Below are 22,329 nucleotides of genomic sequence, written 5' to 3' on the forward strand. Positions count from 1 at the left end.
GATTATTTCACCTGATGGCCTGGTTTAGCACCAGCATCCGGGCTTAACAGGAAGATATCTTTCCCGCCAGGACCAGCAGCCATTACCATGCCTTCGGAGATACCAAAGCGCATTTTACGTGGTGCCAGGTTGGCCACCATAATGGTGTGACGCCCGATCAGTGCCTGCGGATCCGGGTAAGCAGAACGAATGCCGGAGAAGACATTACGTTTTTCGCCGCCGAGATCCAGCGTCAGGCGCAGCAGTTTGTCAGAACCTTCAACAAACTCTGCGTTTTCAATCAGCGCCACGCGCAGGTCAACTTTGGCGAAGTCGTCAAAGGTGATGGTTTCCTGAATCGGATCGTCTGCCAGCGGGCCAGTAACTGGTGCAGCAGTGGCTTTTACTTCCTCTTTGGATGCTTCCACCAGTGCTTCAACCTGTTTCATGTCGATGCGGTTATACAGCGCCTTGAACGGATTCACTTTATGGCCCAGCAGCGGTTGCTGGATACCATCCCAGCTCAGTTCCGTATTCAGGAATGCTTCTGCACGTTCAGTCAGTTTCGGCAGAACCGGCTTCAGATATGTCATCAGCACACGGAACAGGTTAATGCCCATTGAGCAAATCGCCTGCAGGTCAGCATCGCGACCTTCCTGTTTTGCGACTACCCACGGAGCCTGTTCATCGACATAGCGGTTAGCCAGGTCAGCCAGCGCCATGATTTCGCGCACTGCTTTACCAAATTCGCGGCTTTCCCACGCTTCGCCAATCACTTCAGCGGCATCGGTAAAGGTTTTGTACAGCTCAGGGTCAGCCAGCTCGCTTGCCAGCACACCGTCAAAACGCTTGTTGATAAAGCCCGCATTACGGGAGGCCAGGTTAACCACTTTGTTCACGATATCGGCATTCACACGCTGAACGAAATCTTCCAGGTTGAGATCGATATCATCAATGCGCGAAGAGAGTTTTGCCGTGTAGTAGTAACGCAGGCTGTCGGCGTCAAAATGATTCAGCCAGGTGCTGGCTTTAATAAAGGTGCCGCGAGACTTGGACATTTTCGCGCCGTTCACTGTCACATAGCCGTGAACAAACAGGTTGGTCGGCTTGCGGAAGTTGCTACCTTCCAGCATGGCAGGCCAGAACAGGCTGTGGAAGTAAACAATATCTTTACCGATGAAGTGGTACAGCTCGGCGGTGGAATCTTTCTTCCAGTATTCATCGAAGCTTACGCTGTCGCCGCGCTTGTCGCACAGATTCTTGAAGGAACCCATGTAGCCAATCGGCGCGTCCAGCCAGACGTAGAAGTATTTGCCCGGTGCGTTCGGAATTTCAAAACCGAAGTAAGGCGCATCGCGAGAGATATCCCATTGTTGCAGGCCGGATTCAAACCATTCCTGCATTTTGTTTGCCACCTGCTCCTGCAACGCGCCGCTGCGAGTCCACGCCTGCAACATTTCGCTGAAAGAGGGCAGATCAAAGAAGAAGTGTTCAGAATCACGCATTACCGGCGTAGCGCCAGAAACCACCGATTTCGGTTCGATCAATTCAGTCGGGCTATATGTTGCGCCGCAGACTTCGCAGTTATCGCCGTATTGATCCGGTGATTTACATTTCGGGCAGGTGCCTTTTACAAAACGGTCCGGCAGGAACATGCCTTTTTCCGGATCGTACAGTTGAGAGATGGTGCGGTTTTTAATAAAACCGTTCTCTTTCAGGCGGCTGTATATAAGCTCCGACAGCTGACGGTTCTCTTCGCTGTGCGTAGAGTGGTAATTGTCGTAGCTGATGTTAAAGCCTGCGAAATCAGTCTGATGCTCCTGACTCATTTCGCCAATCATCTGCTCCGGTGTGATACCAAGTTGCTGGGCTTTCAGCATGATTGGCGTACCGTGGGCATCGTCGGCGCAGATGAAGTTGACCTCGTGGCCGCGCATTCGCTGGTAACGGACCCAGACATCAGCCTGGATGTGCTCCAGCATATGGCCGAGGTGGATTGAGCCGTTGGCGTACGGCAGTGCGCACGTTACCAGAATTTTCTTCGCGACTTGAGTCATAGTAGGCATTACTTCTTTGTAGTGAAAAGGGCTTAGATAGTACCAAATGGGGCATGGTTACGTAAGTCCTGTGCAAGCATCTTATGATGCATTATTAGGTAAGTACTTAGCTGTTAACTTCAGGTAAACTAATAGCGATAAGTTATCTTTATAAATAAGGAGTCGGGATGAACGAACAATCCCAGGCCAAATCACCAGAAGCCCTGCGCGCAATGGTCGCCGGGACACTGGCCAATTTTCAGCACCCAACCCTCAAGCATAACCTCACTACGCTAAAAGCGTTGCACCATGTTGCCTGGATGGACGACACGTTGCATGTGGAACTGGTTATGCCGTTTGTCTGGCATAGTGCGTTTGAAGAGTTAAAAGAGCAATGTAGCGCCGAATTGCTGCGTATCACCGGGGCGAAAGCTATCGACTGGAAATTGTCGCATAACATCGCCACTCTGAAACGCGTGAAGAATCAGCCGGGTATTAATGGCGTGAAGAACATTATTGCAGTCAGTTCCGGTAAGGGCGGCGTGGGTAAATCCTCCACGGCGGTAAACCTGGCGCTGGCACTGGCGGCAGAAGGGGCGAAAGTTGGTATTCTGGATGCCGATATCTACGGCCCATCAATCCCAACCATGCTGGGGGCGGAAAATCAGCGTCCAACCTCGCCGGATGGTACTCACATGGCACCGATTATGTCTCATGGCCTGGCAACCAATTCAATTGGTTATCTGGTCACTGACGACAATGCGATGGTATGGCGGGGTCCAATGGCCAGCAAGGCGCTAATGCAGATGTTGCAAGAAACCTTATGGCCAGACCTCGACTATCTGGTGCTCGACATGCCGCCAGGAACTGGTGACATTCAGCTGACGCTGGCGCAGAACATTCCGGTAACCGGTGCTGTCGTGGTCACCACCCCGCAGGATATCGCGCTGATTGATGCCAAAAAAGGCATCGTGATGTTTGAAAAGGTCGAAGTTCCTGTGCTCGGTATTGTCGAGAACATGAGTGTGCATATTTGCAGCAACTGTGGTCACCACGAGCCGATTTTCGGCACTGGCGGCGCAGAGAAACTGGCAGAGAAATACCACACGCAACTGCTGGGGCAGATGCCTTTACACATCTCCCTGCGTGAAGATCTCGATAAAGGCACGCCAACGGTTATCAGCCGTCCGGAGAGCGAATTTACCGCTATCTACCGCCAGCTGGCGGACCGTGTTGCAGCCCAGCTCTACTGGCAGGGCGAAGTCATTCCTGGCGAGATTGCCTTTCGCGCCGTATAACGCGTATTAATCTTTCTGGTTATTATTCATTCACCGCATCAATGTTAAATTGATGCGGTGAATTTTTTGCAGCTTTAATAACCCCTTTTTTAATGCTGCGAATATTCAGCGGATTTTAGTCCGAAACTGTACAAAGGCGATTGATTGTGCAAGCACTGTCTCTTTATCATCCCTCGTGGCTGTGTAGCGGATGTACAGCTATAGTTTGTTATGCACTCAATCTACCCGGCATAACCTTTACTACAGGGATAACGTTCAATGAATAAGTATTGGTTGTCAGGAGTTGTTTTTCTTGCTTATGGACTAGCATCACCCGCGTTCTCTTCTGATACTGCAACATTAACCATCAATGGCAGGATTAGTTCCCCTACATGCAGTATGGATGTTGTTAATAATCATCTTCAGCAACGTTGTGGGCGGTTGTTACAACGAGTTGAAACCAACTATCGCGCTTCTTCTACTGCAAAAGGCGTTACGACAGAAGTGGTTGCTGTGGGTAATAATGACAAACGCAAAATCGTGTTAAATCGTTACGATTAATTTGGCAACACCGTTTAAGCATATTTAGAAAGCCAAAATCATTCTCGTGAATGATTTTGGCTTTTTTATTTATTTAATAAATGTTATTTACGGTAATTTGCGGTAATTAATCAGTTTCAAAAATGTTTGTTATGGCGAATTATTTGTTGTAATTATATTGCATTAGTTAATTTGTTTTAAATCAACAAAACAATATGTTTACATTGCGGCAACCTTTTGGGTGTGAGAAATTTGTTTCCAAGAGATACAGACTCTTAACAAAACAAAATAAACCTATTAAGGAATGCATTATGAAAAATTCAATTATTGCTGCCGCTGTCTTATCTTCTGTATTTATGAGTGCTGGTATTTTCGCTGCTGAAGTAGATACCGGAACTTTAACCATTAAAGGTAATATTGCTGAATCTCCATGTACATTTGTCGCTGGTGGTGATTCAGTCAGTATTAATATGCCGACTGTACCAACCACTGTATTTGATGGTAAAGCGAAATATTCAACTTATGATAACGCGGTTGGTGTAACCAGCAGTATGCTGAAAATTTCTTGTCCGAAGACTATTGATGGCGTAAAACTTTCATTGATCACCAACGAGAAAATTCTTGGTAATGATAAGGCGATATCCAGTAGTAATGACACCGTTGGATACTATCTCTATTTGGGTGATAGTAGTGACGTACTGGATATTTCCGCACCGTTTAATATTGAAAGTTATAAAACTGCTGATGGGCAATATGCCATACCGTTTAAGGCAAAATATCTGAAGTTGACTGACAGTAGTGTTGCATCTGGTACTGTTAACTCTTCATTGGTTATGCGTGTTGCCCAGGATTAAACATTTAAAATAATCATCTTATTTTTTCAGCAAATTAAAATGGCCGCCATGTTCATGGCGGTCAGAATAAATATAAGAGGCATTAAGATGAAAGGATTATTATCTTTACTCATCTCTTCTATGATATTTCCTGCGCATGCCGGAATGGTTATTTTCGGGACACGTATCATTTACCCGGCAGAGCAGAAAGAAGTCATGGTACAACTGATGAATCAGGGAAACCGCTCTTCGCTGGTGCAGACGTGGATTGATGATGGTGACACGTCTCTGCCGCCAGAAAAGATTCAGGTTCCTTTCATGTTAACGCCACCAGTAGTGAAAGTAGCGGCCAATTCTGGGCAACAAATAAAAATTAAAATCATGCCTAATAAATTACCTGTTAATAAGGAGAGTATTTTCTATCTAAACGTTCTGGATATTCCACCGAATAGCCCAGAAGATGAAGGAAAGAATGCGTTAAAATTTGCCATGCAAAACAGAATCAAGTTGTTTTACCGACCTGCAGGTGTTGCCCCAGTAAATAAAACGACCTTTAAAAAATTGCGGGTGAGTCGTAGCGGTAATAACGTAGTCATAAAAAATGACTCGCCAAATTGGGTAACGATTTCTGACGTTAAAGCTAATAATGTCAAAGTGAATTATGAAACTATCATGATTGCACCACTAGAAAGTCAGAATATCAGTGTAAAAAATAATAATACGGATGGTTGGCAACTGACCATTATCGATGATCACGGCAACTATATTAGTGACAAAATTTAATTGCAGGAGCTTCCTATGTTGAGAATGACCCCGCTTGCATCAGCAATAGTCGCGTTATTGCTCGGCATTGAAGCACATGCAACAGAAGAAACCTTTGACACCCATTTTATGATGGGAGGAATGAAAGGTGAGCAAGTAACAAATTTGCGTCTTGATGATAATCAGCCTTTACCCGGCCAGTACGACATTGATATTTATGTTAATAAGCAATGGCGTGGAAAATATGAGATTATCGTAAAAGATAACCCAGATGAAACTTGCCTGACGCGTGAAATTGTAAAGCGGTTAGGTATAAATAGCGATAATTTTGCACGCGACAAACAATGTTTAACATTTGAGCAACTTGTACAGGGTGGAAGCTACGCCTGGGATATTGGAATTTTTCGTTTGGATCTTGCTGTCCCGCAAGCCTGGGTCGAAGAACTGGAAAATGGTTACGTTCCGCCAGAAAACTGGGAACGGGGAATTAATGCGTTTTATACGTCTTATTATGTAAGTCAGTATTACAGTGACTATAAAGCCTCGGGTAATAGTAAGAGTACCTATGTGCGTTTTAACAGTGGGCTAAATTTGCTGGGATGGCAGCTGCATTCTGATGCCAGTTTTAGCAAAACGGATAATAATCCAGGGGAGTGGAAAAGCAACACACTGTATCTGGAGCGTGGATTTTCTCAAATTCTCGGTACGCTGCGTATTGGTGATATGTACACGTCAGCCGATATATTTGATTCCGTTCGCTTCAGCGGGGTTCGGTTATTTCGTGATATGCAGATGTTGCCAAACTCGAGGCAAAATTTTACCCCACGGGTACAGGGGATTGCCCAGAGTAACGCGTTGGTAACTATTGAACAGAACGGTTTTGTCGTTTATCAGAAAGAGGTTCCACCTGGCCCGTTTTCGATTAGTGATTTGCAGTTAGCGGGCGGAGGTGCGGATCTTGATGTGAGTGTTAAGGAAGCCGATGGTTCTGTGACTACATATCTGGTGCCTTATGCGGCAGTACCTAATATGCTGCAACCTGGCGTATCAAAATATGATTTTGCAGCGGGCCGTAGTCATATTGAAGGTGCGAGCAAGCAAAGTGATTTTGTCCAGGCAGGTTATCAGTATGGTTTTAATAATTTATTGACGCTGTATGGCGGCACGATGGTTGCTAATAATTACTACGCGTTTACCCTCGGAACAGGTTGGAACACGCGCATTGGCGCAATTTCAGTCGATGCAACTAAATCGCACAGTAAACAAGACAATGGTGATGTGTTTGACGGGCAAAGTTATCAAATTGCCTACAACAAATTTGTGAGCCAAACGTCGACGCGTTTTGGTCTGGCGGCCTGGCGTTATTCGTCGCGTGATTACCGGACGTTTAACGATTATGTGTGGGCAAATAATAAAGATAATTATCGTCGTGATAAAAACGATGTCTATGACATTGCCGATTATTACCAGAATGATTTTGGTCGCAAAAATAGTTTTTCCGCCAATATGAGTCAGTCATTGCCAGAAGGCTGGGGATCTGTGTCATTAAGTACTTTATGGCGTGATTACTGGGGGCGCAGTGGCAGTAGTAAAGATTATCAACTGAGTTATTCCAATAACTGGCGGCAGATAAGCTATACCCTCGCGGCAAGCCAGGCGTATGACGAGAACCACGCCGAAGAGAAACGTTTTAATATTTTTATATCGATTCCCTTTGACTGGGGTGATGACGTTACGACGTCGCGGCGACAAATATATATGTCTAACTCAACGACCTTTGATGATCAGGGTTTTTCCTCAAATAATACCGGATTATCGGGAACCGTTGGTAATCGCGATCAGTTTAACTATGGGATCAACTTGAGCCATCAACACCAGGGAAATGAAACGACAGCTGGAGCGAATTTAACCTGGAACGCGCCGGTGGCAACAGTGAATGGCAGCTATAGTCAGTCGAGTACTTATCGACAGGCTGGAGCAAGTGTTTCAGGGGGCATTGTCGCCTGGTCGGGTGGCGTTAATCTGGCGAACCGTCTTTCCGAAACGTTTGCTGTGATGAAGGCGCCAGGAATTAAAGATGCTTATGTCAATGGGCAAAAATATCGCACAACAAACCGTAATGGAGTGGTGGTATACGACGGAATGACACCTTATCGGGAAAATCACCTGATGCTGGATGTGTCGCAAAGCGATAGCGAAGCAGAATTGCGCGGTAACCGGAAAATTGCCGCACCTTATCGCGGCGCGGTTGTATTGGTTAATTTTGATACCGATCAGCGCAAGCCCTGGTTTATAAAAGCGTCAAGAGCGGATGGGCAACCATTAACGTTTGGTTATGAAGTCAATGATATCCACGGTCACAATATTGGTGTTGTCGGCCAGGGAAGTCAGATATTTATTCGCACTAATGACGTACCGCCATCGGTTAATGTGGCAATTGATAAGCAACAAGGGCTTTCATGCACAATCACCTTCGGTAAAGAGATTGATGAAAGTAGAAATTATATTTGCCAGTAATAGTCAGGTGGTTCTATGAAAATTCGTATAATGCTATTTATATTAATGATGATGGTTATCCCCGTGAGCTATGCGGCATGTTATGGTGAACTATCCGTGCAGCACAATTTGGTTGTTCAGGGGGATTTTGCACTTACTCAAACACAAACGGCGACATATGAGCATAATTTTAATGATTCGTCATGCGTGAGTACAAATACTATCACTCCCATGAGTCCGTCGGATATTATTGTTGGGCTTTATAACGATACCATTAAATTAAATTTACATTTTGAATGGACCAACAAAAACAACATCACGTTGTCAAATAACCAGACCAGTTTCACCAGTGGTTATTCGGTAACGGTGACACCTGCGACCAGTAATGCAAAAGTGAATGTTTCTGCGGGGGGCGGCGGTTCAGTGATGATTAATGGAGTCGCGACATTATCCAGTGCTTCCTCAACAACGCGTGGGAGTGCCGCAGTACAATTTTTACTGTGTTTATTAGGTGGGAAGTCATGGGATGCATGTGTAAATAGCTACAGAAATGCCTTGGCTCAAAATGCAGGTGTCTATTCCTTTAATCTGACATTGTCATACAACCCGTTAAACACAACCTGCAAACCTGATGATTTATTAATTACTTTAGAGAGTATACCTGTTTCACAACTACCAGAAGCTGGCAATAAAACATCAATTAACAGTAACAAAGGGAATATTGTTCTGCGTTGTAAAAATTTATTAGGCCAACAGAATCAAACATCACGGAAAATGCAGATGTATTTATCAAGTTCTGATTTGTTGGGCAGTAGTAACACGATCCTTAAAGGTGCGGAAGATAATGGTGTAGGATTTATTCTTGAAAGTAATGGTTCGCCAGTCACATTTTTAAATATCACTGACAGCAGTAAAGGATACACAAATTTAAAAGAAATTGCGGCGAAGTCAAAAATTACAGATACAACGGTCTCAATTCCGGTAACTGCCAGCTACTATGTTTATGATAAAAATAAAGTAAAATCTGGCGCACTGCAGGCAACCGCATTAATCAACGTGAAATACGACTAATAACAAGCAAGACGAGCAAGTGGCTAATAATAAAAAATAATAAGGTGTCTGCATTTCCCCCTCTCTCCGAGGGGGCTTTTTTTAGCGATGATAAAAAATCTCACCGTCGTAGGCTTTAATGATTTTTCCGTCGGTATCATTGATCAGCACATATGCACCGCCCATATAGGTCCAGTGGGTTCCGGCGTCAGGTGCGGGCAGGTTACGCAACTGCCACTGCTTAATGTTGTACTCATCGGTACGGTACATTTCTGGTACGGTGTCACCTGGTTTGAAATGCTTGAAGTCAGCAATGAAACTGCTTAACTCATACTTCGAAATTCCCGAGGCATTGGTCGAACCCGCGGTGGCTGGTGCGGCCCATGCTGCGCTGGTTATCAGCAAAAGCGCACCCAGCAACATCTTATTTTTTATGGTCATATACTCTCCACTTTGGGGATCAGTAAAATCAGTCGCATATCTTTCCTGCCATACAATATAACCGACAAGAGATATTTTGTTAGTGATCCCATGATTTCGTAAAAAGTGTAAATGAAAGGATGCAGCAAAAGCATCCTCATTGAGCGAGAAGCGAGCGGAATAAGCTGATTTAAGAATCATCCTGGGCTAAAGGGATAACGAAGCCCAGGTGTTTGTTTTATCTCATAATACCCATAAAACCATGCACTCCCATATACAACCCGACTAAACCAATTAATAGACTGGAAAAATAGGGGGCGCGTTTAGCGAGAGTGTTAAATCCGCTCCAGCGTTTTGCAACTTGTTGAACACTGATTGCCGCCCCAACGCCTACTGTTACCAGCGTTAATGCCAGGCCGATGCTGAAACTGACGACCAGCGTTGCTCCCAGCGTGAGGGCTTTCAACTGAATACAAATCAACAGTACTGTTATCGCTGCGGGGCAGGGGATAAGCCCGCCGGTTAAGCCAAACAGCAAAATTTGCCAGTTGGTGACCTCTCTACCATCAAAGCGTCGTTTAATGTCACTGGCATGGGCCAGCGCATGAGCATCCTGATACTCGTCACTCTGACCATGTTCGTGATGATGATGTTCGTGGTCGTGATGATGCTCATGATCATGCCCGTGCATATCCTCAAGCCAGTTGCGTTCGCCGCGCCAGGTACGCCAGAACATCCAGAAAGCGGTGCCAATAATGATCACCGCGGAAATCAACTGAAGCCACGGCTCCGCTGACTGTGCAGTAAAGCGTTTGCTGATCACCATCCCACCAAAAGCAATCAACCAGACTACTGCCGTATGCGAAATGGTTGCCGCCAGTCCAAGCATCACCGCCTGTTTAATGGTGCCTTTAATGGCGATGATAAACGCCGCCATCATCGTTTTTGAGTGCCCTGGTTCCAGGCCATGAAGCGCACCAAGTAAGATGGCGCTAGGGATGAAGAACCAGGCGTTTCCTTGCTGAAGAAGAGTGGTAAATTCGGTCATGATAATAATTCTTAGTATTAATTCGGCAATCTGATTCTACTCCCCCCCAGTACCTGATACTACCCCCCAGTAGATTAATAGTGCTATGATTTTTCATGTTCTTGTTAACCAGGTGTTGCCATGTCTCATACAATCCGTGATAAACAGAAACTGAAAGCGCGTGCCAGTAAGATTCAGGGCCAGGTCGTGGCGCTCAAGAAAATGCTCGACGAACCGCATGAATGCGCTGCAGTTTTACAACAGATTGCTGCTATCCGTGGCGCGGTAAACGGTCTGATGCGGGAAGTGATTAAAGGTCATCTGACGGAACACATCGTTCACCAGGGGGATGAGCTAAAACGTGAAGAAGATCTGGATGTCGTTCTGAAGGTGCTAGATTCTTATATCAAATAATTTATTAACGCGATTGTAAAACTGCGGTTTTTCCTCGTTTACAACACGTGCGCTGGACATTACCATCCTCCTCTGCGATTTATCATCGCAACCAAACGACTCGGGGTGCCCTTCCTTGTGAAGGCTGAGAAATACCCGTATCACCTGATCTGGATAATGCCAGCGTAGGGAAGTCACAGACCATCAGGTCATTGCTTCTTCACGTTATGGCAGGAGCAAACTATGCAAGTCGACCTGCTGAGTTCCGCGCAATCTGCGCACGCGTTACACCTCTTTCACCAACACTCTCCCCTTGTGCACTGCATGACCAATGATGTGGTGCAAACCTTTACTGCCAATACCTTACTGGCGCTCGGTGCATCGCCAGCGATGGTTATTGAAGCCGAAGAGGCCAGTCAGTTTGCGGCCATCGCCAGTGCCTTGTTGATTAACGTTGGCACGCTGACGCAGCCACGCGCACAGGCGATGCGTGCCGCCGTTGAGCAGGCAACACGATCACAAACGCCCTGGACGCTTGATCCGGTTGCGGTTGGTGCGCTCGATTATCGCCGCTGTTTTTGTCATGAACTTTTATCTTTTAAACCGGCAGCGATACGCGGTAATGCTTCGGAAATCATGGCATTAGCTGGCATTGCTAATGGTGGACGTGGTGTGGATACCACTGACGACGTAGCTAACGCGTTGCCCGCCGCACAAACACTGGCACGGGAAACTGGCGCAGTTGTCGTGGTCACTGGCGAGGTAGATTATGTTACCGATGGTCGTCGCACCGTTGGCATTCACGGCGGCGATCCGTTAATGACCAAAGTGGTAGGAACTGGCTGTGCATTATCGGCAGTCGTCGCCGCCAGTTGTGCATTACCGGGTGATACGCTGGAAAATGTCGCATCTACCTGTCACTGGATGAAACAAGCGGGAGAACGCGCAGTCGCCAGAAGCGAGGGGCCGGGTAGTTTTGTTCCACATTTCCTTGACGCGCTCTGGCAGCTGACGCAGGAGGTGCAGGCATGAAACGGATTAACGCTCTGACGATTGCCGGTACTGATCCGAGTGGTGGTGCGGGGATTCAGGCCGATCTTAAAACCTTCTCGGCACTTGGCGCTTATGGTTGCTCAGTTATTACTGCACTGGTGGCGCAAAATACCCGTGGCGTACAGTCGGTGTATCGCATTGAGCCTGATTTTGTCGCCGCCCAGCTCGATTCGGTGTTCAGCGATGTGCGAATCGACACCACTAAAATTGGTATGTTGGCGGAAACCGATATTGTTGAAGCGGTGGCAGAACGGCTGCAACGTTATCAGATCCAAAACGTGGTACTCGACACCGTTATGCTGGCAAAAAGTGGCGATCCGCTGCTTTCACCTTCGGCGGTTGCCACGCTGCGCGGTCGATTATTGCCACTGGTTTCATTAATAACGCCAAACTTGCCCGAAGCTGCCGCCTTGCTCGATGCGCCACACGCGCGTAACGAACAGGAAATGCTGGAACAGGGACGTGAATTATTGGCGATGGGCTGCGGTGCAGTGCTGATGAAAGGCGGTCATCTGGATGACGAGCAAAGCCCGGACTGGCTGTTTACTCGTGAGGGAGAACAACGATTTACCGCACCGCGCATTATGACCAAAAACACCCACGGCACCGGTTGTACGCTCTCTGCGGCGCTGGCTGCACTAAGCCCGCGCCATACAAACTGGGCTGACACCGTACAGGAGGCAAAAAGCTGGCTTTCTGCGGCGTTAGCGCAGGCAGACACGCTGGAAGTTGGCCACGGGATTGGTCCGGTTCACCACTTTCACGCCTGGTGGTGAGCACCGTAGTATAGCTGCTTTGGCATTTTTCAGCTTTTTCGCGCTGAAATTCAGGGATGAAACCAATGCAGCTAAGAATCGCCAGTCGAAAAAAATTCACCGCTTTGATATGCGCTCTGGGGCTAATTTCCATCGTTGCGATTCATCCCCGTCAGACGGTGAATTTTTTCTATTCGACAGCAATTCAGATTAAAGACTACATCCACTTTTATGGTTATCGCCCGGTCAAATCTTTTGCTATTCGCATTCCTGCCAATTACACCATTCATGGTATTGATGTTTCACGCTGGCAGGAGCGGATCGACTGGCAGCGTGTCGCAAAAATGCGCGACAACGGTATCCGCTTACAGTTTGCTTTTATTAAGGCTACGGAAGGTGAAAAGCTGGTTGACCCGTATTTTTCGCGCAACTGGCAAAGAAGCCGTGAAAATGGCCTGCTGCGTGGGGCGTATCACTATTTTTCTCCGTCGGTATCCGCTTCAGTTCAGGCAAGATTATTTCTGCAAACGGTGGATTTTGCCCACGGCGATTTCCCTGCCGTGCTGGACGTAGAAGAGCGAGGAAAATTATCGGCAAAAGAATTACGCAAACGGGTAAGTCAGTGGCTAAAAATGGTCGAAAAACGCACGGGAAAAAAGCCAATTATTTACTCAGGAGCCGTGTTTTATCACACGAACCTGGCGGGGTATTTCAATGAGTATCCGTGGTGGGTAGCGCACTACTATCAACGTCGTCCGGACAGTGACGGCATGGCCTGGCGCTTCTGGCAGCATTCCGACCGTGGACAGGTAGATGGCATTAATGGTCCGGTGGATTTTAATGTGTTTAATGGCAAGGCGGAGGAATTGCAGGCTTTCGTTGATGGCATTAAAGAAACGCCTTAAATAACCAGCAGTGATATACTTCCTCCAGACTCATCGCCTGGAAAAAGACAAATGGAACAAGCGCATACCCAGCTTATCGCTCAACTGAATGAGCGTATTTTAGCGGCGGACAACACGCCGCTTTATATTAAGTTTGCCGAAACGGTAAAAAATGCCGTGCGCAGCGGGGTGCTGGAACATGGCAATATTTTACCCGGCGAGCGTGATTTAAGTCAGTTAACCGGCGTTTCGCGTATTACGGTGCGCAAGGCGATGCAGGCGCTGGAAGAAGAGGGCGTGGTGACGCGTTCGCGTGGCTACGGCACGCAGATCAACAACATCTTTGAATACTCGTTGAAAGAAGCGCGAGGATTTTCTCAACAGGTGGTGTTGCGCGGGAAAAAGCCCGATACGCTATGGGTTAACAAGCGTGTCGTGAAATGTCCTGAAGAAGTCGCACAGCAACTGGCGGTCGAAGCGGGCAGTGATGTCTTTTTATTGAAGCGTATTCGTTATGTCGATGAAGAAGCGGTATCGATTGAAGAGTCGTGGGTTCCGGCGCATTTAATTCATGATGTTGATGCCATCGGGATTTCTCTTTATGACTACTTCCGCAGTCAGCATATTTTTCCACAACGTACGCGTTCCCGCGTTAGCGCCCGGATGCCGGATGCCGAGTTTCAGTCACATATTCAGTTAGATAGCAAAATACCGGTGCTGGTGATCAAGCAAGTGGCACTTGACCAACAGCAACGGCCTATTGAGTACAGCATCAGCCACTGTCGCAGCGATCTATACGTTTTTGTGTGCGAGGAGTAGTTCCTCGCGCGTTGGCGCACAATCACCGCCGCGATGCCCGACAACCCACGACGCCACTGCATTGCCCACTAATACGGCATCCGCCAGTGGCAGACCAGAGGCCAGCCCGGCAAGTACGCCACCTGCATGGCTATCACCTGCGCCAATGGTGTCTACAACTTGCGTTGGATATGCCGGAACGCAGCCAGAAGCGTTGTTGCTGAAATACCAGGCACCTTCTTTATCGAGACGGACGATCAACGGCGCGACAAATTTCTCCTGCCATTGCTTGCCAAGCGTTGTTATCTCTGCGGATAAAGCAAAACGTTCGGCGGCAATCTCAGCCTCTTGACGATTGAGTGACACTAAAGGTCGACAGGCCATGATCCGCGCAAGTAATGCATCCGGGATATCGCCAATACGTGGGCCAAAATCGATAAACGGCGTCACGTTTTTCAGCCCTTCCAGCCATTCCACTAACAATTCGCCGCAGGGCGAGGCCAGTTGATAACCGGAAAAATAGAGCAGGCTGCCAGGCGCAACGGTTAATCGCGCCAGCCATTGGCGATTCCACTGATTTTCCACACCACTGAACGACATAAACGTGCGTTCGCCATCCGGCTCAACCAGCGCCAGACACCATCCGTTATCGCCTTCGGCGTTATCGATCAGGCTGATTAACCCCTCTTTCGCCATCCGGTTGTGAATAATCTCCGCCCACACCCCCTGACCGAGCGGCAGGGCATTACCCGCTTCGATGCCGAGGCGCTTTAACGCCACGGCAATATTCAGTGCGCAGCCGCCAACGTTAACGCTCTGCTGTTTCAGCTCGATATCGCACCCGCGCCAGGGCAGGGCGTAAGCGTCGGCGATCACATCAATGACCGCCGCGCCAATCACCATAACTGGCTGACGCGTGGTTAATTCAGGCAGCAGCGTGTGTAATCGAGCGCCGCTCATACCGCCTCCCGTTGTTGGCGATACTTCGCCAGCGCTGTGGCATAGCGGTTGAAATCAAGCTGATTTACCGCATCCAGTTCCGCCTTTAACGCAGGATCGATAGCGTTAACGCCATGCAACGCGCCGCAAATTGCCGTCGCCATAGCACCGATGGTGTCTGTGTCGCCGCCAAGGTTAGCGCACAGGACGGCGCAACGGTTCGGGTCGGTTTGTGCCAGTTCAACCAGCGCAATGGCGCATGGCACGGACTCAATGGTGCTGGTGCCTGCGCCAACGACCTGGTAAAGCTGTTCGCTGGCGGATTCGGTGCCGTCGGCATTGCGCACAATTTTCAGCGCAATCTCCAGGCGCGCCGCCAGTGAGGCGCTGAAGGTAGTGATGCGTTTTTGTTGAGCATGTCGCGCAATTGAGGGTAGAGAATCCACAATCGCTGACCAGCTTTCGCCGTCAATGGCACGAGAAATCGCCCATGCAATAACCACCGCCCCCGCAATCGCCAGATCGGATTTATGGGTCGGGCTGGACGCTAGCGCCACATCATCAATAAAGGAATCAACATCACGCGCCGGAAGTAAACACCCCAATGGTGAGACGCGCATCGCCGCACCGTTAGTCACGCCGTTGTTTTCCAGTTCAGCAACGGGTTTACCGTCGCGAATGGCGTTAAGCGCAATCTTCGAGGTTGGGCCAAGCACGTTTTTGTTGAAGGCGTCGAAATGCAGCGCCCAGTCGAGAATATTACGCCCAATCAGATCCGGATCGATCTCGCCTTCACGTTCCAGCAACGCATCCGCCAGACACAGCGCCATCGAGGTATCGTCGGTGAATTCGGCGCGGTTAAAATAACAGGCCGCGTTATTCTCCTTTGGTCCAGGCAGAAAACGGTCAATCCAGCCAAAGTGTGCTTTAACGCGGCTGCGTGGCCAAAGCTCGGAGGGCATCCCCATCGCATCCCCTAACGCCTGCCCATAAAGAGCACCGAGAATACGTTCTGTTTTCATTTAACTTCCCCTTGTGTCAACGCAATATCGCGATCATCGACCTTGATAGCCGTAATTTCGCTGTCGGATTCGCGGAAAAAAATCATGAACAGCACGGCGATAATGGCAATCATCACCGCGCCAAAAGTCCACATCCCGGCCCAGTTGAAGGTCAGCCCGTTTACCGGTTCCTGATAAGCAAACATCTTCTCCATCATCACGCCGCCAAGACGATAACCGAGCAAACTGCCGAAGCCCTGGCAGCAGAGCGTAATCAGCCCCTGCGCGGCGGTACGCATATGCACGGGCGCTTTTTTATCGACATAGATGTAGGCGGTAACGTAGTAAAAATCGTAGCTTACGCCGTGCAGCAAAATGCCGAGGAACAGTAACGCGTAGGTAAAATATTCATCCGCGCTGCCATAAATAAAGAAGCCATAGCGGATCGCGGCGGTGACCAGACCAAGCAATAATACCTTTTTGATACCAAAGCGTTTGGTGAAAAACGGCAATGCCAGCATAAAGAAGATTTCAGAGAACTGGCCGAGCGTCATCCAGCCAGTGGCGTTTTTCATGCCGACTTCAGTCAGATAACCGTTGGCAAAGATGTAATAGAACGCCAGTGGCATCGCAAACAGGAATGAGCAGAAGAAAAAGACGAGGAAATTTTTATCGCGCAGCAGGATCAGCGCATCCAGGCCGAGCATGACTTTAATGTCCATTTTGCCGGTGCTTTTTGGCGGCGTGTCTGGCAGGAATAAGGCAAACGCACCGAGCAATGCGGAGCTTCCTGCGGTAATTAACAGCGGAATATTGGTCGGTGAGATATCGTCATATCCCAGCATCTGAGGCAAGAATCCGCAGACCAGGCCAGAGGCAATCCAGCCGATAGTCCCCAGTACGCGAATGCGCGGAAAATAACGCTCCACATCCGGCACGTTAGCAAACGCGATGCTGTTAGTCAGCGCAATGGTCGGCATATAAGTTAGCGAGTAGGCCAGCAGTAACGGGAAGAACCCGGCAAAGGTGGTCTGTTGCGCGGCGAAATACATCAGCACCGCACCGGCGAACATCAATACCGCCAGCACTTTCTGCGCCGAGAAAAAGCGGTCAGTGATGGAGCCAACCAGAATAGGCGACAGGATCGCCGCAATGGCGGTACATGCATAGGACCAGCCAATTTCTCCGGCACTGAAACCGCTTTTACTTAGCCACAGCCACAATGGCACAAACCACGCGCCCCAGATAAACCATTCAACAAACATCATGAACGACAGCTTTGCTGTTGTTTTCATCTTTTAATTCCTTCATGACAGGTAATGTAAGGTACGCGCTGACAATACCACTTAACAATACCTTTTAAATACCTTTGCGGTGAAAGCTTGACCGCTGTAACATTTTTTCTGATGAATCGTGCCAACAGAAAACGCTGAAAAAACATCCAAAAGATGGCAAAACCAGCCCGTAACGACCAGGATTATGATTGCCCGCAAAAGGTGGGCCAGGACAATCCATAGCCGATATCCAATCGGAATTTACGGGAGCATAGTAATGACAGATATTGCGCAGTTGCTTGGCAAAGACGCCGACAACCTTTTACAGCACCGTTGTATGACTATTCCTTCTGACCAGCTTTATCTCCCCGGACATGATTACGTAGACCGCGTGATGATTGACAATAATCGTCCGCCAGCGGTGTTACGTAATATGCAGACGCTCTACAACACCGGGCGTCTGGCCGGCACAGGATACCTTTCTATTCTGCCGGTTGACCAGGGCGTCGAGCACTCCGCCGGAGCTTCATTCGCCGCCAATCCGCTCTACTTTGACCCGAAAAACATTGTGGAACTGGCGATCGAAGCGGGCTGCAACTGTGTGGCGTCAACTTACGGCGTGCTGGCATCGGTATCGCGGCGTTATGCGCACCGCATTCCATTCCTCGTCAAACTTAATCACAACGAGACGCTAAGTTACCCGAACACCTACGATCAAACGCTGTATGCCAGCGTGGAGCAGGCGTTCAACATGGGTGCGGTGGCGGTTGGTGCGACTATCTATTTTGGCTCGGAAGAGTCACGTCGCCAGATTGAAGAAATTTCTGCGGCCTTTGAACGTGCGCACGAGCTGGGCATGGTGACAGTGCTGTGGGCCTATTTGCGTAACTCCGCCTTTAAGAAAGATGGCGTTGATTACCATGTTTCCGCCGACCTGACTGGTCAGGCGAACCATCTGGCGGCGACCATCGGTGCAGATATCGTCAAACAAAAAATGGCGGAAAATAACGGCGGCTATAAAGCGATTAATTACGGTTATACCGACGATCGCGTGTACAGCAAGCTGACCAGTGAAAACCCGATTGATCTGGTGCGTTATCAGTTAGCTAACTGCTATATGGGGCGTGCAGGGCTGATTAACTCCGGCGGTGCTGCAGGCGGTGAAACCGACCTTAGTGATGCGGTGCGTACTGCGGTTATCAACAAACGCGCAGGCGGAATGGGGCTGATTCTTGGACGTAAAGCGTTCAAGAAATCGATGGCCGACGGCGTGAAACTGATTAACGCCGTGCAGGACGTTTATCTCGATAGCAAAATTACTATCGCCTGATACGCTTCATACGAACAGCACAGCCCCGTAGGACGGATAAGGCGTTCTCGCCGCATCCGGCAACCTATGCCTGATGCGACGCTGAAGCGTCTTATCATGCCTACGCACAGCACAGCCCCGTAGGCCGGATAAGGTGTTTACACCGCATCCGGCATAACTGATTTTCCCTAATTCAAGAGAGAATAATTTGATTAACGCAATAACGGACAATCCGGTGGTAATCGACAACGCAGCGCCGCCGGAAGTATTTCAATATGAAAGTTTTGTCCACTCAACGGTTCGCCATCAAGATTAAACGTAATTTCGTGTGGTGCTTGTATATCGAACCACGCCGAAGCGGCTTCGATAATATTCGGGTTATCTTCGTCAGATTTTAATGTGGATACGAGGGCCGGAAGAATTTCATCTCCGGTGAAAATACGCAACTGCAACAAGCCATCATTAATCAGCGCATTTGGGCACAACTGCTGTCCGCCACCGGCCTGACGCCCGTTGCCAATGCCAATAACCAGGGCATCTCCTTGCCAGTGAAAATTTTCACCACGGATCTCACAACGGTCCGGTTGCAATGTATCCATGCGCATTAAGCCATGAATGATGTAAGAGACTCCCCCCAGCGCGGCTTTTAATTTTTCCGGTGTTTCGGTGGTGATACGCGTACCAAACCCGCCCGTTGCCATATTGATAAAACAGGTGCGCCTGTTAACCTGCGCCATATCAATCGCAATAGCGTTACCGGCAATCGCCAGTTTCAACGCCTTATCCAGCGCCTCAGGGATCCCCACGCTGGTGGCGAAATCATTCGCTGTACCTAGCGGCAAAATCCCCAAAGCAGGAATGTCATCGCCTTCACACTGAATCAACGCCGTGGAGACTTCATTAATGGTGCCATCACCACCGCCTGCTATCACTGTCGCGACGCCGAGTTGGCGCGCTTCAGTCACAAAACGCGCGGCATCACCTTTCTCCCAGGTGACCCGTACATAGATCGTTATTCCCTCCTCACGCAACAGCATAATCGCCTCGCGCAATGTTTCATTGTCAGCACTTTTGCCGTTAAGAATCAGCAAACTGGCGGGAAAATCGGCCATCGTCGTATGCCTTTATTATTGATCTTTAGAAAGTGTAGAGCAGAAAAGAGAAGGTGGAGTCAGAACAGGATGAAAGTCGTGGTGCAAAAAAATAAGCCTGCGTAAGGGAGATTACACAGGCTAAGGAGGTGGTTCCTGGTACAGCTAGCATTTTATGGGTTATGTTTTTCAGCGAAACGGATGATAACCTTAATAAATGCAGCTGTATGTGATCGGTTTCTAAGAATTTTCTATCAGGGAAAAATACTTGAAATTAATCACTTGCCGTGCGGGTTACGCGTGGTTTCCCCAGAGAAATTACGCATCAGCAGCGCGTAGTTCAGTTCGAGATCCTGCGGGACTGGGATCCACACAGTATAACCATCGCCCGGCGCAACCGGCATAGCTTCGCCTTTGGCGTTTTCCATATGCTCAAGGGTAAAGTTGATATTGCCCTGTGGAGTCATCAGCTCAAGGCTGTCGCCAACGGAGAATTTGTTTTTAACCGCTACCGCCGCGAGGTCGCCTTTACGCTCACCGGTAAACTCACCAACAAACTGCTGGCGGTCAGAAACGGAATAACCGTATTCGTAGTTCTGATAATCATCATGCGTATGGCGACGCAGGAAACCTTCGGTATAGCCGCGATGCGCCAGACCTTCCAGCGTCTCCAGCAGGCTGGTGTCGAACGGTTTGCCCGCAGCGGCATCATCGATAGCTTTACGATAAACCTGCGCGGTGCGTGCACAATAGTAGAAAGATTTGGTGCGGCCTTCGATTTTCAGCGAATGCACGCCCATTTTGGTCAGGCGTTCAACGTGTGCGATAGCGCGCAGATCTTTCGAGTTCATGATGTAAGTGCCGTGTTCGTCTTCAAACGCGGTCATATACTCGCCCGGACGCTGGGCCTCTTCGATCATAAACACTTTGTCGGTTGGCGCGCCGATACCCAGCGTCGGTTCAACGTTTTGCACCGGAATCGGCTCGTATTTGTGTACGATGTTGCCGACGTCATCTTCTTTACCTTCCTGGACGTTGTACTCCCAGCGGCAGGCGTTGGTGCAGGTGCCCTGGTTCGGGTCGCGTTTGTTGATATAGCCAGAGAGCAGGCAGCGACCGGAGTAGGCCATGCACAGTGCGCCGTGAACGAAGATTTCGAGCTCCATATCTGGCACCTGATTGCGGATCTCTTCAATCTCTTCCAGTGATAGTTCACGGGAGAGGATCACGCGGGTCAGGCCCATTTGCTGCCAGAATTTTACCGTCGCCCAGTTTACGGCGTTAGCCTGCACGGAAAGGTGGATCGGCATTTCAGGGAAGTGCTCACGCACCAGCATAATCAGCCCAGGATCGGACATAATCAGCGCATCCGGCCCCATTTCCACTACCGGTTTCAGGTCACGGATAAAGGTTTTCAGCTTAGCGTTGTGCGGCGCAATGTTGACCACGACATAAAACTTTTTCCCCAGCGCATGGGCTTCATTGATGCCGAGCTGAAGATTTTCGTGGTTGAATTCGTTGTTGCGCACACGCAGGGAGTAACGCGGCTGGCCCGCATAAACAGCATCTGCGCCATAAGCGAAAGCGTAACGCATATTTTTCAGCGTTCCCGCCGGGGAAAGGAGTTCCGGTTTAAACATAATTCTCTCGTTCTGATGACAGGTCAGATCCGCTTCACCTGATGAAGCGGTTAGGGGAGTGTCCCCACTTTAAGGGCGGGCATTGTAGCGCAATCGGTGGGGTTGGCTCCAGTGTAAATGTCTGGTCGTCTCCTGGTTTTGGTAAGGATGCGAATAACGATAATTTCTTCGGCACTTGCAGGAAATAAATAACGTGGCGTTCAAAAAGAAGAACAAAAATTCTTTCACCGAATATGAAACTTATCCTCTCATTATTTTAATGGCGCGGATTGATCCTTAGCATCAATAAGCCAGTGTTTATTAGAAATAAAGCCGGGCGCGTCATCCGCGCCCGGCACAATGATTAAGTCTTATCTTTCACCGTCTGGCTTACGCCATTGGTTTTTACAGAGGCAATTCCGACTTCGCGTGATTGAGCGGTAGCATACATCTGGCTGGAACCAATTATCTGATGATTGGCCGCTTTCAGATTGAAATAAAACTTGCCGTTGCTCGCCGTCTTTTTCTCATAGCGTTCATCCTGCGGACTGTTGCTTTGTACCGAGGCGATGCCCTTTTCCGCAGAGGCTTTTGAGGCATACAATTCGCTTGTGAGAATGATTTCTCCGTTTCCCGCTTTTAACACAAAACGGAACTGATTATCACTGCTCTTATTAAGTTCAAACCAACCAGCCATATTGACTCCTTGCTTGAAATTGCGTATCGAAAACAGTATGTAACGATTTAAGTATGGGTGATATTCAGGTGGTTGCCAATCAGGGGAATACCCTCT

The 22,329-nt window shown here is 48.7% G+C and carries 21 protein-coding genes and 1 riboswitch; of the genes, 12 read left to right on the forward strand and 9 right to left on the reverse strand.

Annotated elements, in window-relative coordinates; translation table 11 throughout:
• Positions 1–2: 2 nt before the first annotated feature.
• The gene (metG, locus tag FEK66_RS11775; protein WP_135494495.1) at positions 3–2,036 is read right to left on the reverse strand and encodes a methionine--tRNA ligase; all 2,034 of its coding nucleotides are present in this window, start codon (positions 2,034–2,036) and stop codon (positions 3–5) included.
• Positions 2,037–2,203: 167 nt separating this feature from the next.
• On the opposite strand from metG, the gene apbC reads away from it, so the two are divergent.
• The 6 genes from apbC (at position 2,204) to FEK66_RS11805 (ending at position 8,994) form a co-directional block, all read left to right on the forward strand.
• A complete protein-coding gene (gene apbC / locus FEK66_RS11780; RefSeq protein ID WP_130207002.1) occupies positions 2,204–3,313 on the forward strand; it encodes an iron-sulfur cluster carrier protein ApbC in 1,110 nt (369 codons plus the stop codon).
• 258 nt (positions 3,314–3,571) lie between these two features.
• Entirely contained in the window at positions 3,572–3,853 is a 282-nt protein-coding gene (locus FEK66_RS11785; RefSeq protein WP_135494493.1) for a DUF2574 family protein, read from the forward strand.
• Between the two features lie 290 nt (positions 3,854–4,143).
• On the forward strand, positions 4,144–4,686 hold the full coding sequence (locus tag FEK66_RS11790; protein ID WP_130206998.1) for a fimbrial protein: 543 nt from the start codon (positions 4,144–4,146) through the stop codon (positions 4,684–4,686).
• Between the two features lie 87 nt (positions 4,687–4,773).
• Positions 4,774–5,448 (forward strand): fimbria/pilus periplasmic chaperone, encoded by a 675-nt coding sequence (locus tag FEK66_RS11795; RefSeq protein ID WP_138211465.1) that lies wholly within the window; start codon positions 4,774–4,776, stop codon positions 5,446–5,448.
• A gap of 15 nt (positions 5,449–5,463) precedes the next feature.
• Positions 5,464–7,944, forward strand: coding sequence for a fimbrial biogenesis outer membrane usher protein (locus tag FEK66_RS11800; RefSeq protein WP_135494491.1), 2,481 nt, complete (start codon positions 5,464–5,466; stop codon positions 7,942–7,944).
• Positions 7,945–7,959: 15 nt separating this feature from the next.
• Entirely contained in the window at positions 7,960–8,994 is a 1,035-nt protein-coding gene (locus tag FEK66_RS11805) for a putative fimbrial-like adhesin protein (protein WP_135407320.1), read from the forward strand.
• 81 nt (positions 8,995–9,075) lie between these two features.
• On the opposite strand, the gene rcnB is transcribed toward FEK66_RS11805, so the two are convergent.
• Both rcnB and rcnA read right to left on the reverse strand, forming a co-directional pair.
• Entirely contained in the window at positions 9,076–9,414 is a 339-nt protein-coding gene (gene rcnB, locus FEK66_RS11810; protein ID WP_131161432.1) for a Ni(II)/Co(II) efflux transporter accessory subunit RcnB, read from the reverse strand.
• A 217-nt stretch (positions 9,415–9,631) separates the two neighbouring features.
• Positions 9,632–10,441 carry a nickel/cobalt efflux protein RcnA gene (gene rcnA, locus FEK66_RS11815; RefSeq protein ID WP_130260035.1) on the reverse strand — a complete coding sequence of 270 codons (810 nt, stop codon included), beginning with the start codon at positions 10,439–10,441 and terminating at the stop codon, positions 9,632–9,634.
• Positions 10,442–10,561: 120 nt separating this feature from the next.
• On the opposite strand from rcnA, the gene rcnR reads away from it, so the two are divergent.
• From rcnR to FEK66_RS11840, 5 genes are all read left to right on the forward strand, one after another.
• Positions 10,562–10,834, forward strand: coding sequence for a Ni(II)/Co(II)-binding transcriptional repressor RcnR (rcnR, locus tag FEK66_RS11820; RefSeq protein WP_000019944.1), 273 nt, complete (start codon positions 10,562–10,564; stop codon positions 10,832–10,834).
• 91 nt (positions 10,835–10,925) lie between these two features.
• Positions 10,926–11,022, forward strand: a riboswitch (TPP riboswitch).
• 34 nt (positions 11,023–11,056) lie between these two features.
• The gene (thiM, locus tag FEK66_RS11825) at positions 11,057–11,845 is read left to right on the forward strand and encodes a hydroxyethylthiazole kinase (protein WP_135494480.1); all 789 of its coding nucleotides are present in this window, start codon (positions 11,057–11,059) and stop codon (positions 11,843–11,845) included.
• Positions 11,842–12,642 carry a bifunctional hydroxymethylpyrimidine kinase/phosphomethylpyrimidine kinase gene (thiD, locus tag FEK66_RS11830; protein ID WP_135494478.1) on the forward strand — a complete coding sequence of 267 codons (801 nt, stop codon included), beginning with the start codon at positions 11,842–11,844 and terminating at the stop codon, positions 12,640–12,642. The genes thiM and thiD overlap by 4 nt, the downstream gene beginning before the upstream one ends.
• 65 nt (positions 12,643–12,707) lie before the next feature.
• Entirely contained in the window at positions 12,708–13,526 is an 819-nt protein-coding gene (locus tag FEK66_RS11835; protein WP_135494476.1) for a glycoside hydrolase family 25 protein, read from the forward strand.
• Between the two features lie 51 nt (positions 13,527–13,577).
• Complete coding sequence (locus FEK66_RS11840) at positions 13,578–14,324, forward strand: GntR family transcriptional regulator (RefSeq protein ID WP_135489099.1); 747 nt, start codon at positions 13,578–13,580, stop codon at positions 14,322–14,324.
• On the opposite strand, the gene FEK66_RS11845 is transcribed toward FEK66_RS11840, so the two are convergent.
• From FEK66_RS11845 to FEK66_RS11855, 3 genes are read right to left on the reverse strand one after another with little or no spacing between them, the layout of a single operon-like run.
• Complete coding sequence (locus FEK66_RS11845) at positions 14,298–15,263, reverse strand: carbohydrate kinase family protein (RefSeq protein ID WP_138211466.1); 966 nt, start codon at positions 15,261–15,263, stop codon at positions 14,298–14,300. The two genes, FEK66_RS11840 and FEK66_RS11845, sit on opposite strands and share 27 nt — an antisense overlap.
• On the reverse strand, positions 15,260–16,264 hold the full coding sequence (locus FEK66_RS11850; protein WP_135494474.1) for an ADP-ribosylglycohydrolase family protein: 1,005 nt from the start codon (positions 16,262–16,264) through the stop codon (positions 15,260–15,262). The genes FEK66_RS11845 and FEK66_RS11850 overlap by 4 nt, the downstream gene beginning before the upstream one ends.
• Entirely contained in the window at positions 16,261–17,538 is a 1,278-nt protein-coding gene (locus FEK66_RS11855; protein ID WP_135494472.1) for a nucleoside permease, read from the reverse strand. The genes FEK66_RS11850 and FEK66_RS11855 overlap by 4 nt, the downstream gene beginning before the upstream one ends.
• A gap of 256 nt (positions 17,539–17,794) precedes the next feature.
• On the opposite strand from FEK66_RS11855, the gene fbaB reads away from it, so the two are divergent.
• Positions 17,795–18,847 (forward strand): class I fructose-bisphosphate aldolase, encoded by a 1,053-nt coding sequence (fbaB, locus tag FEK66_RS11860; RefSeq protein ID WP_000129551.1) that lies wholly within the window; start codon positions 17,795–17,797, stop codon positions 18,845–18,847.
• A gap of 191 nt (positions 18,848–19,038) precedes the next feature.
• Here the strand turns inward: fbaB and yegS are convergent, their stop codons facing one another.
• From yegS to FEK66_RS11875, 3 genes are all read right to left on the reverse strand, one after another.
• A complete protein-coding gene (yegS, locus tag FEK66_RS11865) occupies positions 19,039–19,938 on the reverse strand; it encodes a lipid kinase YegS (protein ID WP_135494470.1) in 900 nt (299 codons plus the stop codon).
• A 257-nt stretch (positions 19,939–20,195) separates the two neighbouring features.
• A complete protein-coding gene (yegQ, locus tag FEK66_RS11870; protein ID WP_000476028.1) occupies positions 20,196–21,557 on the reverse strand; it encodes a tRNA 5-hydroxyuridine modification protein YegQ in 1,362 nt (453 codons plus the stop codon).
• 343 nt (positions 21,558–21,900) lie between these two features.
• Complete coding sequence (locus FEK66_RS11875) at positions 21,901–22,233, reverse strand: YegP family protein (RefSeq protein WP_130206970.1); 333 nt, start codon at positions 22,231–22,233, stop codon at positions 21,901–21,903.
• Positions 22,234–22,329 lie beyond the last annotated feature (96 nt).

This window comes from Escherichia sp. E1130, from assembly GCF_005781065.1.
In the GTDB taxonomy this organism is placed as follows: Bacteria; Pseudomonadota; Gammaproteobacteria; order Enterobacterales; family Enterobacteriaceae; genus Escherichia.